Genomic DNA, 16,183 nt, shown 5'->3' on the forward strand with positions numbered 1-16,183 from the left:
AGCTAACTAAAACCAGTGTATGAGGTTTTAATAAACCTAAAAAGGAAAGAGTTGACAACGATGACCCGGTCAAAGTTCACCATTCAGGCTAATGATTTATCATTTACGTTTTTGAATAGCGGCGATATATTCGAAATCGCCCATCATTCTACTATGATCAACCAGTGGCTTTCCAATCCTATAGATGGTTCATTAAATAATTTGTTTTTACGCGTTCACGACGATACTGGCATCAGGGCCTTCCCCCTGCTTGGAGTCAAGTCCCAAAGCAGGATGCGAACTGCAGATAACCAGGTTGTCTGGGAAGGTGAAGCCGGCGGGATTTCCTACCAGGTTACGTTTACATTGACTGAAAAAGCAACCTGGTTCTGGAATATTGAATTACATGGAGATGGATATTTAGCTGACGTAATCTACGGACAGGATTTAGGTCTTGCTGACAAAGGTGCCGTCCGAACGAATGAAGCTTACATGTCTCAATACATTGACCATAAAGTATATAACGGCACAAAAAATGGGTATGCCGTTTGCTCAAGGCAAAACCAGCCAACGAGCGGCGGCCGCTTCCCTTATATACAGCAGGGTTCACTTACGAAATCTATTGGTTACTCCACCGATGGATTCCAATTTTTTGGATTGTCCTACAAAGAAACAGACATCCCTGAAGCGTTGGACAGAGTCTCCCTTGCAAACGAGATCTATCAATACGAATTCGCCTATACTGCACTTCAATCAGAAAAAATCGAACTGACTGGCAAGGCACAAGTAATATTCTATGGTATATTCAAAGAAAATCATCAAGAGGCAATTACAGATTTGGAATTTGAGAATGAGATATTGGAAGCCTGGGAGAAGGTTCCAAACGCAGCAGAAATACAAGTAAAGAAGTTAGAACCAGTCCGCTTCTCCCCTGCTTTCGGAAAGCCGCTTGAAACGGTTTCGATGACCAAAGCAGAAATCAATGTGCTCTTCCCTCGCCGCCATCAGGAAGAGATTTCTGGAGATACACTGTTATCTTTCTTTACAGAACAGCATGAGCATGTAGTCTTAAAGGAGAAAGAACTGCTGGTTGAACGTCCCCATGGACACATCATCATGACTGGGGAAAATGTTGAGAATATCAAAAACGTGCTTACTTCTACTTTATATATGTACGGAATTTTTAACTCTCATATTGTTATAGGCAATACATCCTTTAATAAAATGCTTACCAACGCAAGAAATGCTTTAAATATCATGAAAACCTCGGGACAAAGGATTTATGTGGAAGTAGACGGTCAGTACCGGCTGCTGACTATGCCTTCCATGTTTGAAATGGGATTTAATTATGGCAGATGGTACTATAAAACAGCAGATGACTTGCTTGTTATAACTTCTTATACCTGTGCGGATGCTTCCCAGTTGGAGCTTCAGGTCCGCTCGGATAAAGGAAAAGCTTACCGCTATCTCGTTACTAACCAAGTATCTATGAATAATAATGAGTACGCTCAGCCATTCAAAATAGAGCATGAAGGAAATGAGCTTATCTTCAAGGCAGGCGAAAACTCAGACAGTTCAAGGGTTTTTCCTGACCTTACGTACCGCATGCAGATAAACGGTGCTGATTTTAAATTGAAGGACTCCAGTTTCTTCGGAGAAAACCTGGAAGATGATGCTGCTTCACTTGCAGTTTTAGAAATGGATACAACTAGCGAATGGAGTATGGCAATTCAAGGTTTGCTTGATGGAAAGGAACTTGCCATCAAGCAAACCAATCTTGAAACTGAAAAGAAAAAGTATCACGGATTTCTAGCTTCAACAATGAACGGCTTCCGCCTTGCCAAAAATGGAGCAGCGACAGAAGAATTAAATAAAATTAATGCTCTTGCATGGTGGTATACCCACAACATGCTCGTCCACTACTCTGCACCGCATGGACTTGAGCAGTACGGCGGGGCAGCCTGGGGAACACGCGATGTCTGCCAGGGGCCAACTGAATATTTTATAGCAACACAAAAATATGATTCTGTAAAAAATATTATCCTGACTGTCTATTCACACCAATACGCAGATGATGGAAACTGGCCGCAATGGTTTATGTTTGATGACTATTTCAGATTCCAGCAGGAAGAAAGCCATGGGGATATCATTGTCTGGCCATTAAAGGTGATTGCTGAATATCTGAAGGCAACGAATGATTTTTCTATATTAAACGAATCACTCCCTTTCACAGAAAAAGGCAGCTTTGAATTTACGAAAGAGAAAGCCTCTCTTTTGGATCATGTTAAAAAACAGATTCAGTACATGAAGGATCATTTTTTACACGACACGTATTTATCTTCATATGGAGACGGGGACTGGGATGATACACTTCAGCCGGCAAACGCGCAATTAAAGCAGTATATGGCAAGCAGCTGGACAGTGGCACTGACATACCAGGTAATCGGCCAATTCTCCTCATTATTAAAGCACAGCGATAAAAAGCTGTCACTTGAACTTAATGAAATGGCTGAGGGTATTAAAAAAGATTTCAACACTTACATGCTTTCTTCAGACACGATTCCTGGTTTTGTGTACATGGAAAATCCTGAAAAACCTGAATTAATGTTACACCCTTCCGATACGAAGACAGGCATACAATACCGCCTTCTCCCGATGACAAGAAGCATGATTGGCGAGCTTCTGACTCCTGAACAGGCAGAAGAACACTATAAGATTATCAGACAAAAACTGTATCACCCAGATGGAGTCCGCTTAATGGACCGCCCTGCTTCCTATAGAGGAGGAGTCAGCGCAAACTTCAAACGTGCCGAGCAGGCAGCTAATTTCGGACGCGAAATTGGCCTCCAATATGTTCATGCCCATATTCGATTTGTTGAGGCGATGGCCAAGCTCGGGAAATCAGACGAGGTTTGGACTGGCCTGCAGAAAATAAATCCGATTGGCATACAAAAAGTGGTGCCGAATGCAGAGCTCCGTCAAAGCAATTCTTACTTCAGCAGCTCGGACGGAAAATTCAATACCCGCTATGAAGCAGCCGAAGATTTTGATAAGCTGCGCGATGGCTCCGCCCCTGTAAAAGGCGGCTGGAGAATCTACTCCAGCGGTCCGGGAATTTATATGAATCAGCTGATTTCAAATGCCCTGGGAATCAGGCGTGATGGACAGAATTTAATTATTGATCCGGTCCTGCCTGAAGAAAACGACGGTATGGCTTTCCAATTCAGGATAGATGGAAAAGAAGTGACTTTTATCTATCATCTCGGCAATCATGGAAAAGCCGGAGTCATGATTAACGGCAGCAAGGCGGATGCAGAACAAATATCCAACCTTTACCGCACAGGCGGGTATCGAATCAGCAGTCCTGAACTTAAAAAGCATTTGAAAGAAAACAATAATTCGATCGAAATTTACTTGTAATAAAGGAGCAGCGGCCACTTAGGCCGCTTCCTTTTTATCCTGGAGGGCTGAATATGGAAATGAAATGGTGGCATAAGAGTGTAATTTATCAGGTGTACCCTCGCAGTTTCAAAGATTCTGATGGAGATGGCATTGGTGATTTAAAAGGGCTTATTACGAGGCTCGATTATATTGCGGAATTAGGAGCGGATCTGATCTGGCTCTGTCCTGTCTATGCTTCACCAAACGATGATAATGGGTATGACATCAGCGATTATTACAGCATAAACACTGAATATGGTTCTATGGATGATATGGATCGGCTTATTTCCGAGGCTGCCAGCCTCGGAATAGGCATCATGATGGATATTGTCGCCAACCATACCTCGGATGAACACCCCTGGTTTATTGAATCCAAAAGCAGTAAAGAAAATTCTTTCAGGGATTTTTATGTTTGGAAAGAGGCTCTTGAAGATGGCCCGCCTAGCGGCCTGCAGTCGATCTTCAGCGGAAGCGCGTGGGAATATGATCCTGCGACAGCACAATATTACCTGCACATGTTCAGTAAAAAACAGCCTGATTTGAATTGGCATCATCCCCCTGTCCGTCAGGCCATTTATGATGTGATGCGTTTCTGGATTAAGAAAGGCATTAAAGGATTCCGATTTGATGTCATTGATCTGATTGCAAAGGATCTGGATCAACATGTAATTGCAAATGGTCCCCTCCTCCACGAGTATCTGCAGGAAATGCATCGGGAAGTACTAGAGGGAACGGACGTTGTTACTGTCGGGGAAACCGGCGGGGCAGATCTCAATCAGGCAATGTTATATACTGATCCTTCGCGAAAAGAACTGGATATGGTTTTTTCCTTCGAACATATTGCATTGGATGAGCTGCCTGGAAAGCAGAAATGGGATTTGAAACCGCTCGAATTAGGAGATCTGAAACGTGTTTTATCAAACTGGCAGACCGGTCTTTCAGATAAAGGATGGAATAGCCTGTTCTGGAGCAATCATGATCAGCCGCGCATTGTTTCCAGGTGGGGCAATGATGTTGACTTCCGCTATGAAAGTGCCACCATGCTTGCCGCCCTTTTACATCTCATGAAAGGCACTCCTTACATTTACCAGGGGGAAGAAATCGGGATGACAAATATCAAATTCCCGGATTTGGACTCTTACAGCGATATTGAAACACTCAATATGTATAATGAGCGAATTTCAGCGGGCTATCCTCATGATTCTATAATGAATTCCATCTATGTGAAAGGCCGGGATAATGCCAGAACACCAATGCAGTGGAATGCAGACAAGAATGCCGGCTTTACATACGGTGTTCCTTGGATTGATGTGAATCCAAATTATATTTCAATTAATGCAGCTTGCGATTTAGATGCGCGTCAATCGATTTTCCGCTTCTATAAAAAACTGATAGAATTGAGAAAATCAAATGACATTATCTTATATGGCGACTATCGGCTGCTGGAAAGTGAGCCGGGAATCTATGCGTATGAAAGAAGATATAAGGGTGAAAAATGGTTGATAATCTGCAATTTTACAGAAAAAGAAGTGAGGTCTCTCCTCCTCAGCAGCATGAGTGGCAATCTGCTTATCCATAATTATCTTTCCCCTCCCGGCGATCAGAAGCTGCGCCCTTATGAAGCAGTTGTTTATAAAATGAAAAATTGACTATAGCTGGAAGCGCTCACAATGTATAATAAAAGGAGAGCCTACTGCGGAGACTGGAGAGAGAATCGTGACAAGTATTAAAGACATAGCAAAAAAAGCGGGTGTCTCCATATCAACTGTTTCCTATGCTCTGAACGGAAACCCCAAGGTTACAGAGGAGACTGCAGCAAAAATCCTGGCCATTGCCAAGGAGCTAAACTACGTGCCGAATGCTGCAGCACGATCACTAAAGAAAAGAGAAACGAAAATAATTGGCGTCTTCTTAACTAATTTTGGCGGTGCTTTTTATGGACAGCTCCTGCAGGGCATTCAGGACGCCCTTAACAGTAAAGGATACGAGATGATTGTTTGCGGAGGTAAAGAGTCACACCGCTTTATACCAGAACGCATGATTGACGGGGCCATCGTTTTGGATTTCTCCTTCTCGAGTGAGGAACTGCTGAAGCACGCAGACGCAGGACATAAGATAGTAGTGATGGATAGAGAATTAAACCATCCTAATATTAACCAGGTTTTATTGCATAATACTTCCGGGGCAACACTTGCTATTGATTTTCTGATTGAAAAAGGGCATCGCAAAATTTATGCTGTAAATGGGCCGGATGGCTCGTATGATGCAGCTCAGCGGATTGAAGCAGTCCGGCAGGCAGTCAAAAGATATCAGTATATCGATTACCACGAACTCCCGGGTGATTTTAATAAACATGCAGGCGAGAAGGCAGCTGCGCAAATCGTAAAAGAATTTACAGATCCCGCTGCGGTTTTCTGCCTGAATGATGAAATGGCCATCGGTATGTACAATTATTTGGCAAAAACACAGTATCAGATTGGGAAGCATATTCACATCATCGGTTTCGATAATATTGAGCTTTCTCACTACACCCAGCCCAGATTGGCAACTATCGATTATTCAGAGCGAAAATGGGGAGCTGTGTCTGCTGAACATCTCCTGAAGCTGATTACTGGTGAACCAGTGGAAAATGAGCGTATCTATGTAACACTCATTTCGGGTGATTCAGTCCAATCCATTTAGATTCATATGTAAATCAGAACAGCGCCTGTACGAATTCGTTCAGGCGCTGTTCTGATATTTTTGTTAATCTTTACTTCAGCAATCCTTCCTTCTGCAAATAGTCCCGGGCTGTTTCTTCAGTACTTGTTCCTTCAACATTGACTTTATAATTCATTTCACGCATTTCATCGTCACTGATTTTACCGCTCAGTTTGTTTAAGACTTTGACCAATTCGGGGTGTTCTTCGGCTGTTTCAGCTCTTAGCAATGGGGCCCCCTGATACGGAGGAAACAGATTCTTGTCATCCTCCAGGACAGTGAGATTGTACCTTGCGATTTCACTATCAGTAGAATATGCGTCCACTAAGTTGATTTCACCATTTTCAATTGCTCCATAGCGCAGCTTTGGCTCCATGGTTAAAACAGTTGGAAAATCCACGCCATAAAGATTTTGAATTCCTCGATAGCCATCTTCCCGGTCAGAGAATTCAAGGGTGAAGCCTGCTTTTATGTTTTGCTCGACTGATTTTAGATCTGAAATGGTTTGCAGGCTATATTCCTCAGCCAATTGTTCTGGCACTGCCAAAGCATACGTATTGTTGTAAGCCATCGGTTCTAACAGCTTCATATTGAATTGTTCCTTCATCCCTTTTCTCGCTTGCTCATAAACCTCTCCACTGTCTGTGCTTACCGCTGTCTCTTTTAAAAACTCCGCAATAGCTGTACCGGTAAACTCAGGATACACATCAATACTACCTGACTTCAGCGCATTGAAGACAAACGATGTTTTCCCTAATCCAGGCTGTAATTCCACATTAAGATCCGTTTCATTTTCAATCAGCAATTTGTACATATTGATTAGGATCTCCGGTTCTGAACCAAGCTTTCCTCCAATAACAAGATTTTCATCCGATTTATTTGTCAGTAAAGGAATCGCCATAACCAATATCATCGCCCCGATGAATACCCCCAGCGCAGTGAGGGATCTTTTAAATGACATATCCTCGAAGCGGCGCAGCAGCATATCAAAAAAGATCGCCAATATGGCTGCAGGTATGGCCCCCAGAACGATCAAGGCCGTGTTGTTCCGGTCTATTCCAAGCAGAATCAGGTCTCCCAAGCCTCCTGCTCCAATTAATGCAGCAAGAGTAGCCGTTCCAACGATTAACACCATAGCTGTGCGGATACCGGCCATAATAACTGGCATGGCGAGAGGCAGCTCTACTTTCGTGAGCCTTTTTCGCCTGTTCATTCCCATAGCCCGAGCCGCTTCGATTATGGAATCATCCACTTCCTTAATGCCTGTATATGTATTTCTTAGAATGGGCAAAAGAGCATACACGACTAATGCGATAATAGCCGGAACTTTCCCAATGCCGAATAAAGGAATCAAAAGTCCAAGCAAAGCTAATGACGGAACAGTCTGCAATACGGCCGTCACTCCAATGATCCCTTCTGCGATTTTTTGTTTTTTTGTCAAATAAATCCCAAGCGGAATCGCAATCAGTACTGAAAAAAACAATGCAATAAGCGAAATCTGTATATGCTCAATAAGTACACTTAATAATTGACCTTTCCTTTCATTAAAAACAGAGCTGAAGGTGTTCATGACCTCACCTCTTTCTGTTTGATGCCAGCCAGCTTACGAATAACAGCCTGCCTGTTAACCATTCCAATGATACTTCCGCCTTCTTCTACAGCAAGCTCATCATGAGAAGCCAATAAGCTAAGCGTTTCTTCCAGTGAAGCCGAGACGGAAATGATTGCCCCGTTCTGTTCGGTTTCTGAATTCGGCAGGAGAATATCATGAAGGCTGAATCCCTCTATGTACGGTCCCTGGTCTTCCCCGACAAACTGCCGGACAAATTCGTTCTCCGGGTTAGCCAGCAGCTCCTCTGGGGTGCCAATTTGGATGATTTCCCCGCACTTCATGACGCAAATGCGGTCACCGAGCTTTAAAGCTTCCTTCATATCATGTGTGACAAAGACGATTGTTTTCTTTATTTTTTTCTGAAGATGGATTAGGTCATCCTGAAGCTTTTCCCTGCTTATAGGATCCAGCGCACTAAAAGGCTCGTCCATCAGGATGATGGGCGGATTGGCTGCCAGCGCTCTTGTTACACCCACTCTTTGCTGCTGTCCCCCTGAGAGTTCATGCGGCTTTCGGCTGCGGTAGATGTCAGGCTCCAAACCGACCATTTCCAATAACTCATCAATCCGTTCTTTGATTTTCCCCTGTTCCCAGTTCTTTAGCTCCGGTACGATCGCGATATTTTCCCCAATTGTCATGTGAGGAAAAAGGGCAATCTGCTGGAGGACATAACCAATATCCCAGCGAAGCTCATGAATATCATAGTCACTTATCCGTTTGCCTTTAATAGATATCGTTCCTGAAGTCAAAGGAATCAGTCTATTAATCATTTTCAGAACCGTAGTTTTTCCAGAGCCGCTCGGACCAATAATAACGAAGAACTCGCCTTCATTTATATGTAAGTTAATTGAATTAACAGCCTTTGTTCCATCCCCATACTGTTTTGACACATTGTCAAATTGGATCATTGCTCCACCCCTCTAATAAGTTCACATCTGGATTATTCCCTAATTATTTTACTGAAAAACGGCGATGCCGAAGTTTTCTTTTTACCGTTATACCATCATACAGATAGATAGGATACTTTTCCATTATGAGGTCCTAAAAAAAGGCAGCCTCCATTAAAAATAGAGGCTGCCTGTTATTATGCAAGAGATCGGTTCAAGTTCTTAAATAGGTAAGGAAAGTCTTTTCTGATCGTTTCGCGGATATCTCCATATGCAAGATGACAAACAGGATAGGCTTTTACTTTTTTCAGGGTAGAATGCGGGTTGCCTTGAAAGACATTAACTGACTCTTCTAAAAACCTTTCCTGCTGAAACAGATGATTATTTCGATTTTCAAAGACCTTCTTTTCTGTTTGCTCATAAATAATGTAATAGTCTTCAATGATTTCACCACGGAACATTTCCAGCGCCTCAATTACTTCGTATACTTTCATCGGTATCAATCTCCTTTTTTAATGAATTCAGAGTGACGAAAGTGATAAAATCAATCCCCATGGCAAAACCAGCAGCTTTATATTTTGGATACTATGATTAACTTTGCTTGAACATGCCTCCGCATGCAAAATTTTATTCTATTGGCTTATGGTCTCGCTCTTTATGATTTCGATCCGGGCAGCACCGGTTTCCTGGGCGGCTTTTACTACTGCATCTCTTACAGCCGGGACAACTCTGCTGTCAAGCGGTCCTGGAATTACATAATCCGGTGATAAGTCTGTAGCATCGATTAATCCGGCGATGGCCTTGACAGCTGCCATCTTCATTTCTTCATTAATTTCAGTAGCCCTTACGTCCAAAGCTCCTCTGAAAATCCCCGGGAATGCGAGGACATTATTCACCTGATTCGGCAAATCGGAACGGCCTGTTCCAACCACCTTGGCACCTGCCGCTTTCGCCTCTTCCGGCATGATTTCAGGAACCGGATTGGCCATGGCAAAAATAATGGAATCCTGACTCATTGTCTGGACCATTTCCTTTGTTAAGGCTCCTGCAGATGATACCCCTATAAATACATCAGCGCCGATGATAACATCTTCAAGCGGACCCTGGCGTTTGGCTGAATTGGTGATCTTCGCCACAGACTCTTTGACAGGGTTCATCCGCTCCTGCCTTCCTTCGTAAATCGCTCCTTTTGTATCACACATGATGATATCTTTTACACCCATATTAAGGAGCAGCTTAATAATCGCGATTCCTGCGGCACCAGCGCCGTTAATAACGACTTTTATATCATTCATTTTTTTATCCACAAGCTTTAGAGCGTTTATTAAACCGGCAGCCGTTACGATTGCTGTTCCATGCTGATCATCATGAAAGACGGGGATGTTCATTTCCTGCTTCAGTCGTTCTTCAATGTAGAAGCAATTCGGTGCTGCGATATCTTCCAGGTTGATGCCGCCAAACGAAGGCTGCAGCAGCCTGACTGTTTTAATAATTTCTTCGGGATCCTTCGTATCAAGGCAAATCGGAACTGCATCAATCCCTGCAAAAGCTTTAAACAGGGCTGCCTTCCCCTCCATGACGGGCATGGAGGCTTCAGGACCAATATCGCCAAGACCGAGCACCGATGTCCCATCAGAAACAACGGCGATTAAATTACCTTTTATCGTATAATCATAGACTTTTTCAGGCTGGTCATGAATTTTCCGGCAGGGCTCTGCTACTCCGGGGGAATAGGCTAAGCTTAAATCTTTCATGCTGTTCAGCGGCATTTTCACATCGACTGTTAACTTCCCTTGAAACTTCTCATGAAGCAATAAAGATTCTTTCTGCAAATCCATCCTAACCATCTCCCCTTATTGAATATTGTTAATTTTCAGTATTATACTGTTGTAGAATATTATATAATGAGTGGTATCTATAAATGAAATACATATAATCTATAATCATTATGCCTTTTGGTTATATGACAGGAGTGAGATCTTTGGATATAAGGCATTTAGAATATTTTGCTGAAGTAGCCCAGCACTTAAGCTTCACAAAAGCGTCCCAGACTCTGCATGTCACCCAGCCTTCCATCAGCAAAGCCATAAAAAACCTCGAAGGCGAACTGGGAGTGCCGCTTTTTTACCGGTCCTCAAAACAGCTGGAATTAACAGATGCGGGAAAAGCGGTGCTGATCAATGCAAATAAAGTCCTGGACGCATTTAAAAACCTGACTTTGGAGTTAACAGATGTGACAGAGCTAAAGAGCGGCGAAATCAAAATTGGCATCCCTCCTATTGTAGGAGCAGCTTTTTTTTCGAAGCTCATCAGCCAATATAAAGAGAAGTTTCCATTGATCGAAATTAAATTGACAGAGGTTGGCACGAAAAAGATAAAAAAGGGAGTAGACGATGGCACATTGGATATTGGCCTTATTTGCACAGTTCCTGCACAAGGCAGCAGCTTTGAAATTATTAATGTTTTAAAGGACCCCTTAATGCTCATTGTCCACCGTGAACATCCTCTTGCTTCAAAAAGTGTGGTGCACTTTTCACAATTGGGTAATGAGCCCTTTATCCTCTATCGGAAAGATTTCACACTTTACGACCTGATTATTGAAGAGTGCTCGAAAAACGGCTTTCAGCCCAAGATCGTCTGTGAAAGCTCACAAAAGGACTTCCTCCTTGGAATGGTTGAAGGAAAACTTGGGATCACTATGCTCCCAAGCAAAATCTGTCAAAATATAAACTGCAAAGACCTGGTGATTCTGCCAATCTCTGAATCTGCTGTAAATTTGGAGCTCGGGATGATCTGGAAAAAGGATAAGTACTTATCGTATGCCGTCCGGGAGTTTATCGCCGGTGCAGAGACTTATTTGGAGAAAGGGCTATGAAAAGACCGCCGCAATTTAAAGAATGCGATGGGATTTTACCATCTAATTTTATTGTTTGCAAGCCTTTGTAAATGCTTCAAAAACAGCAATGGATGGGGCATCATTCTTTTGTGTCATGCATTCAGGGTGCCACTGTACCCCTAATACAAAGCTATGCTTCCTACTCTCAAAAGCCTCAATGACTCCATCATTTGCTTCAGCACATACGTCAAAGTTTTCAGGCATCTTGCGGACAGCCTGATGATGATAGCTGTTTACTTTAAAATTTTCCGCTCCAGTGGCTCTGTGCAGAAGAGAATTTCTTTTTACATTCACAAAGTGGGACCCATGCCACCGGGGTGCTTTTTGGCCATGCTGCAAAAGAGGGACGCTCATCTGGGAATAGATATCCTGATACATATCGCCTCCAGCAGCAATATTGAGGATTTGGCACCCTCTGCATATGGCTAAAATTGGTTTATCAAGAGCCAGCATTTTTTGAATAATGCTGATTTCAAACGTGTCTCTTTCCGGACAGATGCTTCCCAGATTTTTATGAGGTTCTTCACCAAATAGGGTGGGATCGATGTCCCCTCCACCCGTAAGAAGAAGCCCATCCAGCTCTTCAGCTAATTTTTCAATTTTGTCATCTTCCAGCAGATTAGGCACAACAATCGGAACGGCCCCAGCGTTTAATAATGAATAGATATTATCCATTGAAACAGAAAGCTGATTTTCATCTAAATTTGATGTAACCCCTATAATTGGTTTCATTTGGCACCTCTGGCTATATAGTTTAGGAGATTATTCTACACTGCCGGGAAAAAGTCCTACCTGCCTGCATTAGAAAAATGATAGAGCGAAGACAAAAAAAACTGTCCAGCAGTCAGGATCACTAACTTTCTGGACAGCCCTTGTTAATAATTAATATGGATCCGTTTCACGGCTTTTCTCAACGGCTTCTTTTGCTGCCTGGTTCTCAGCGATCGAACCCTGGCCATATTTAGACCTTCCGGCGTCACGGCCAGGAACTTGCTCTTCACCGTTCATTGCCAGCAATTCTTTCATGACTTTCTCGGTTCCTTCCTTCACGCGGCGGCCATATTCTTCATCAGCTTGTGTAAAATGCTCAAACATGGCATCCTGAATCCGTTTGTCACATACCGCCAGTGCTTCAGAAAGGTTTTTGATCAGTTCATCGCGCTCCCAGTCTTCAAAACTCCGGTAGGTATGGCCGGCCTGGCCATAATTGTTTGGACGATCGATAGGTGCGCTCATGGCTGCCGCATTATAAGTTGGCTGATGCGGTGTGCGCCCTTCTTCAGGTGCTTCCTTGAAGCCGCCCTTCATTGATGGCTCGTAGTTAATATGCGGATTTTCTCCAGACTCTTTTGGGTCACGAGTATCCATTTGCCCGCGCTGCTGGTTTGTGCGGACTGGTGCTTTCGGCGCGTTCACAGGCAATTTCAGATAGTTCGCCCCTACGCGATAGCGCTGGGTATCCGAATATGAGAAAGTCCGGCCCTGCAGCATTTTATCATCGGAAAAATCCATTCCGTCAACAAGTACCCCTGTACCGAAGGCAGCCTGTTCAATCTCTGCATGGTAATCTTCTGGATTGCGATCAAGAACCATACGGCCAACAGGAAGCCAAGGAAACTTATCCTCCGGCCAAAGCTTAGTATCATCAAGGGGATCAAAATCAAGTTCAGGATGGTAATCATCCTCCATAATCTGTACAAATAGCTCCCATTCAGGATAATCTCCCCGTTTAATCGACTCAAATAAATCCTGTGTGGCATGTCCGACATTTTTCGCCTGAATAATGCTTGCCTCTTCCTGTGTCAGATTGCGAATTCCCTGCTTCGGCTCCCAGTGGTATTTCACCAGTACCGCTTCTCCTGTTTCATTCACCCATTTATACGTGTTGACACCGGATCCCTGCATGTGACGGTATGTAGCGGGTATTCCCCATGGTGAAAACAGGAATGTTATCATGTGTGTGGCCTCAGGTGTCCTGGAGACAAAATCAAACATCCGCTCGGGATTTGACACGTTTGAAACCGGATCAGGCTTGAAGGCATGAATCATATCAGGGAATTTCATCGCATCCCGGATAAAGAAGATTTTCAGGTTATTACCGACTAAATCCCAGTTTCCATCCTCGGTGTACATTTTTACTGCAAAGCCGCGCGGATCACGAGCAGTTTCCGGTGAGTCTTTTGCCCCTGCAACGGTAGAAAAACGAACCATTAGGGGAGTCCTCTTTCCTGCACCGGAAAAAACCTTTGCGCGGGTATACTTTTCGGCCGGCTCATCCCCAACTTTTCCGTAAGTCTCAAAGTAACCGAATGCCCCGGCTCCTCTTGCGTGCACCACACGCTCCGGTACTTCTTCCCTGTCAAAATGGGAGATCTTTTCAATGAAATGGTAATTCTCCAAGGTCGCTGGTCCCCGGTTGCCAATCGTGCGGATGTTTTGGTTATCAGCAACAGGATGCCCCTGCCGAGTCGTCAGTGTCTCCCGCTTCACATCTTGCTCATTTGCAGAATTCAGATCTTTGTTCTCTTCCAAGATCGAACCTCCTTAATTTTTATGACCATATTTTACCTCTGCTTCAGAAATCTATACCCGAATTTACCTGCAATGTTATGTACTGGATATTCTTCCAAAACAAAAATACTGCCGGTGTTACGATACCCCAGTAAATGGAAATTAAACCTTTTTTCGGAAAAAGTCCCTCATTGATTTGTTCGAATAAAGTTCTTCCCTTTGTAAAAAAATACTCATGTCCAAAGGGAGGTGTAGACGTGCCGAATCTAAATGATAACAAGTTCAAGAAAATTCAATCCGAAAGCCAGAAGCAGGGTAAAACATACGAAGAGTATGCTGCAGAACTGGAAGCGAACAAAATGAAAGCTCAAAAAAGAAAATAAATGACTGAGAGGCAGGGAATATTCGCCTGCCTTTTTAGCTTAGCCGGGAAAAGGCAGAATTCTGGGCTGTATATCTTTTTATCACTATAAGTAATCTCTGGTATTGCTTTAAGCAAACTGCACCGCCTGTGAGACCAACTGAAATGCGACATTGCATATTTAATAATTTGTCTGCATCCTGTTCATAGTTTGTTAATATTTACGGATTACAATATAATTGTACCGAAACATCATACAGCCCTTTTTCTTTACCCCTTCAGGTCCGGCCCATATTAAGTGCCGGATTTTTTTATTGAAATGTATAAGTAAACGAGAAGGAAGGGTATATAGCCGGTTTAGTAAAAACCGGCGACGATGCCAAAATGGAATATGATTCCCCGGTCGGTAATACAGTGTTTTTTGATTTGAATTAAAACTTCAAAGCCCCTCTCATAATCGAGAAGGGCCTTTTCCATCATCCTTTTCCCGCCTGGAATCCGGGATATTGTGTCATGCCCCCGTCAGCGTATAATGTCAGTCCGGTGACATAGCTCGCTTCTGTGGAAGCCAGCCACACTGCACAAGCTGCGATTTCTTCGGGCTTGCCGATGTAGCCCATAGGAATGAGCTCAAGGACACCTTTTTTCAATTCAGGATCTGAGAACTTTTCAGCATTAATCGGTGTATCAATAGCACCTGGGGCAATGCAGTTCACGCGGATCCCGTGCGGGGCAAATTCAAGAGCAAGAGTCTCGGTCATCAATTTGACCCCGCCTTTGCTTGCTGCATAGTGAACAAAATGCGGCCACGGAATTTCCTGATGAACAGATGACATATTAATGATCGAGCCTTTTATTTTGTTTTCCAGCATATAATCAATGGCTTCCCGGCAGCCTAAAAATTGTCCCGTCAAATTCGTCGAAATGACCTTGTTCCAATCCTCCAGGGTGAGTTCTTCAGATGGGACTTCATTTTCGATTCCCGCGTTATTGATCATGACGTCGAGAGACCCGAACGTTTTAATAGCATGGGCGATCATTCTTTTAATATCCTCTTCCTTTGTAACATCCCCCTTGATGGCTGAGGCACTTCCGCCTGCTCTTTCAATTGTTTCAATAATCCCCTGCAGTTCCTGATCCTCATTGAAATAATTGATGACTACCTTCGCTTTTTCAGCACCGAATCGCTCAGCCATCGCCTTCCCGAGCCCGGTCGCTCCGCCGGTAATAACGACAACTTTTCCTTCAAGACTTGGATACATAAAATCCGCTCCCTTATTTTTATTTTTTCGTAAATCCCAGCAAAACTCCCCCTGCGATAATAAACAAACAGCCAAGGAGAACCATAAACACCTGCTTTTTGCTTTTGCGTTCATTTAAAAAGAAAAGACCGCCAATGGTCGATATCACAATTCCGGTCTGAGAGAGTGAAAAACTGGTGGCCACTCCGATCTTTGGAAGTGAAAGCAGCAATCCCAGATTCCCCGTACTCCAAATAAGCCCCGTAATGATATTCCGGACAGCAAATTTGTTATATGGCTTGTGGCGCAAAGTAATGAGGAAGGCTCCTGTTACCATCCCAATCGCTTGCGGCAGAATCGCAGACCAGCCGTCAATTTCAAACCAGCGGATTAATACGACATACCCTACAAATCCTGCCGTAGATAAAAGCAGTACAAGCAGGCCTTTCTTGAGACTTTTTCCCTGTTCCTTTGCATCCCCCTGTTTAAGAGACGTCAGAACGGCACCGACAATGATGCAGACCAGAGAGCCGACCCCAGATCGGAAGAGCACAC

General features: G+C 43.6%; 14 protein-coding genes. 5 read left to right on the forward strand and 9 right to left on the reverse strand.

Annotated elements, in window-relative coordinates; all coding sequences use genetic code 11:
• Window positions 1-60 precede the first annotated feature (60 nt).
• From ACEQ1T_RS20910 to ACEQ1T_RS20920, 3 genes are all read left to right on the forward strand, one after another.
• Window positions 61-3,399, forward strand: a complete 3,339-nt coding sequence (locus ACEQ1T_RS20910; protein WP_370224573.1) for a GH36-type glycosyl hydrolase domain-containing protein — start codon at window positions 61-63, stop codon at window positions 3,397-3,399.
• Window positions 3,400-3,452: 53 nt separating this feature from the next.
• Window positions 3,453-5,069, forward strand: coding sequence for an alpha-glucosidase (locus ACEQ1T_RS20915; protein ID WP_370224574.1), 1,617 nt, complete (start codon window positions 3,453-3,455; stop codon window positions 5,067-5,069).
• Window positions 5,070-5,136: 67 nt separating this feature from the next.
• Window positions 5,137-6,102 (forward strand): LacI family DNA-binding transcriptional regulator, encoded by a 966-nt coding sequence (locus tag ACEQ1T_RS20920; RefSeq protein ID WP_206836848.1) that lies wholly within the window; start codon window positions 5,137-5,139, stop codon window positions 6,100-6,102.
• A 70-nt stretch (window positions 6,103-6,172) separates the two neighbouring features.
• Here ACEQ1T_RS20920 and opuFB read toward each other — a convergent pair whose 3' ends face one another.
• From opuFB to ACEQ1T_RS20940, 4 genes are all read right to left on the reverse strand, one after another.
• Entirely contained in the window at window positions 6,173-7,690 is a 1,518-nt protein-coding gene (gene opuFB, locus ACEQ1T_RS20925) for an osmoprotectant update ABC transporter permease/substrate-binding subunit OpuFB (RefSeq protein WP_370224576.1), read from the reverse strand.
• Window positions 7,687-8,640 carry an ABC transporter ATP-binding protein gene (locus ACEQ1T_RS20930; RefSeq protein WP_206836843.1) on the reverse strand — a complete coding sequence of 318 codons (954 nt, stop codon included), beginning with the start codon at window positions 8,638-8,640 and terminating at the stop codon, window positions 7,687-7,689. The genes opuFB and ACEQ1T_RS20930 overlap by 4 nt, the downstream gene beginning before the upstream one ends.
• A 176-nt stretch (window positions 8,641-8,816) precedes the next feature.
• Complete coding sequence (locus ACEQ1T_RS20935) at window positions 8,817-9,113, reverse strand: hypothetical protein (RefSeq protein WP_206836841.1); 297 nt, start codon at window positions 9,111-9,113, stop codon at window positions 8,817-8,819.
• A gap of 138 nt (window positions 9,114-9,251) precedes the next feature.
• A complete protein-coding gene (locus tag ACEQ1T_RS20940; RefSeq protein ID WP_206836838.1) occupies window positions 9,252-10,457 on the reverse strand; it encodes an NADP-dependent malic enzyme in 1,206 nt (401 codons plus the stop codon).
• Window positions 10,458-10,600: 143 nt separating this feature from the next.
• On the opposite strand from ACEQ1T_RS20940, the gene ACEQ1T_RS20945 reads away from it, so the two are divergent.
• Entirely contained in the window at window positions 10,601-11,494 is an 894-nt protein-coding gene (locus tag ACEQ1T_RS20945) for a LysR family transcriptional regulator (protein ID WP_206836835.1), read from the forward strand.
• 48 nt (window positions 11,495-11,542) lie between these two features.
• Here the strand turns inward: ACEQ1T_RS20945 and ACEQ1T_RS20950 are convergent, their stop codons facing one another.
• Window positions 11,543-12,247 carry a gamma-glutamyl-gamma-aminobutyrate hydrolase family protein gene (locus ACEQ1T_RS20950; RefSeq protein WP_370224578.1) on the reverse strand — a complete coding sequence of 235 codons (705 nt, stop codon included), beginning with the start codon at window positions 12,245-12,247 and terminating at the stop codon, window positions 11,543-11,545.
• Between the two features lie 150 nt (window positions 12,248-12,397).
• A complete protein-coding gene (locus ACEQ1T_RS20955) occupies window positions 12,398-14,047 on the reverse strand; it encodes a catalase (protein WP_370224579.1) in 1,650 nt (549 codons plus the stop codon).
• A gap of 236 nt (window positions 14,048-14,283) precedes the next feature.
• Here ACEQ1T_RS20955 and ACEQ1T_RS20960 point away from each other — a divergent pair, with 236 nt between their 5' ends.
• Entirely contained in the window at window positions 14,284-14,409 is a 126-nt protein-coding gene (locus ACEQ1T_RS20960) for a hypothetical protein (RefSeq protein ID WP_258549827.1), read from the forward strand.
• A 335-nt stretch (window positions 14,410-14,744) separates the two neighbouring features.
• Here ACEQ1T_RS20960 and ACEQ1T_RS20965 read toward each other — a convergent pair whose 3' ends face one another.
• From ACEQ1T_RS20965 to ACEQ1T_RS20975, 3 genes are all read right to left on the reverse strand, one after another.
• Window positions 14,745-14,867, reverse strand: a complete 123-nt coding sequence (locus ACEQ1T_RS20965) for a hypothetical protein (protein ID WP_280516057.1) — start codon at window positions 14,865-14,867, stop codon at window positions 14,745-14,747.
• The gene (locus tag ACEQ1T_RS20970; RefSeq protein ID WP_206836826.1) at window positions 14,864-15,649 is read right to left on the reverse strand and encodes a glucose-1-dehydrogenase; all 786 of its coding nucleotides are present in this window, start codon (window positions 15,647-15,649) and stop codon (window positions 14,864-14,866) included. The genes ACEQ1T_RS20965 and ACEQ1T_RS20970 overlap by 4 nt, the downstream gene beginning before the upstream one ends.
• A gap of 19 nt (window positions 15,650-15,668) precedes the next feature.
• The coding region (locus ACEQ1T_RS20975) for a GRP family sugar transporter (protein WP_370224582.1) at window positions 15,669-16,183 on the reverse strand (515 nt) is incomplete at its 5' end.

The organism is Cytobacillus sp., from assembly GCF_964223445.1.
Classification (GTDB): domain Bacteria; phylum Bacillota; class Bacilli; order Bacillales; family Cytobacillaceae; genus Cytobacillus.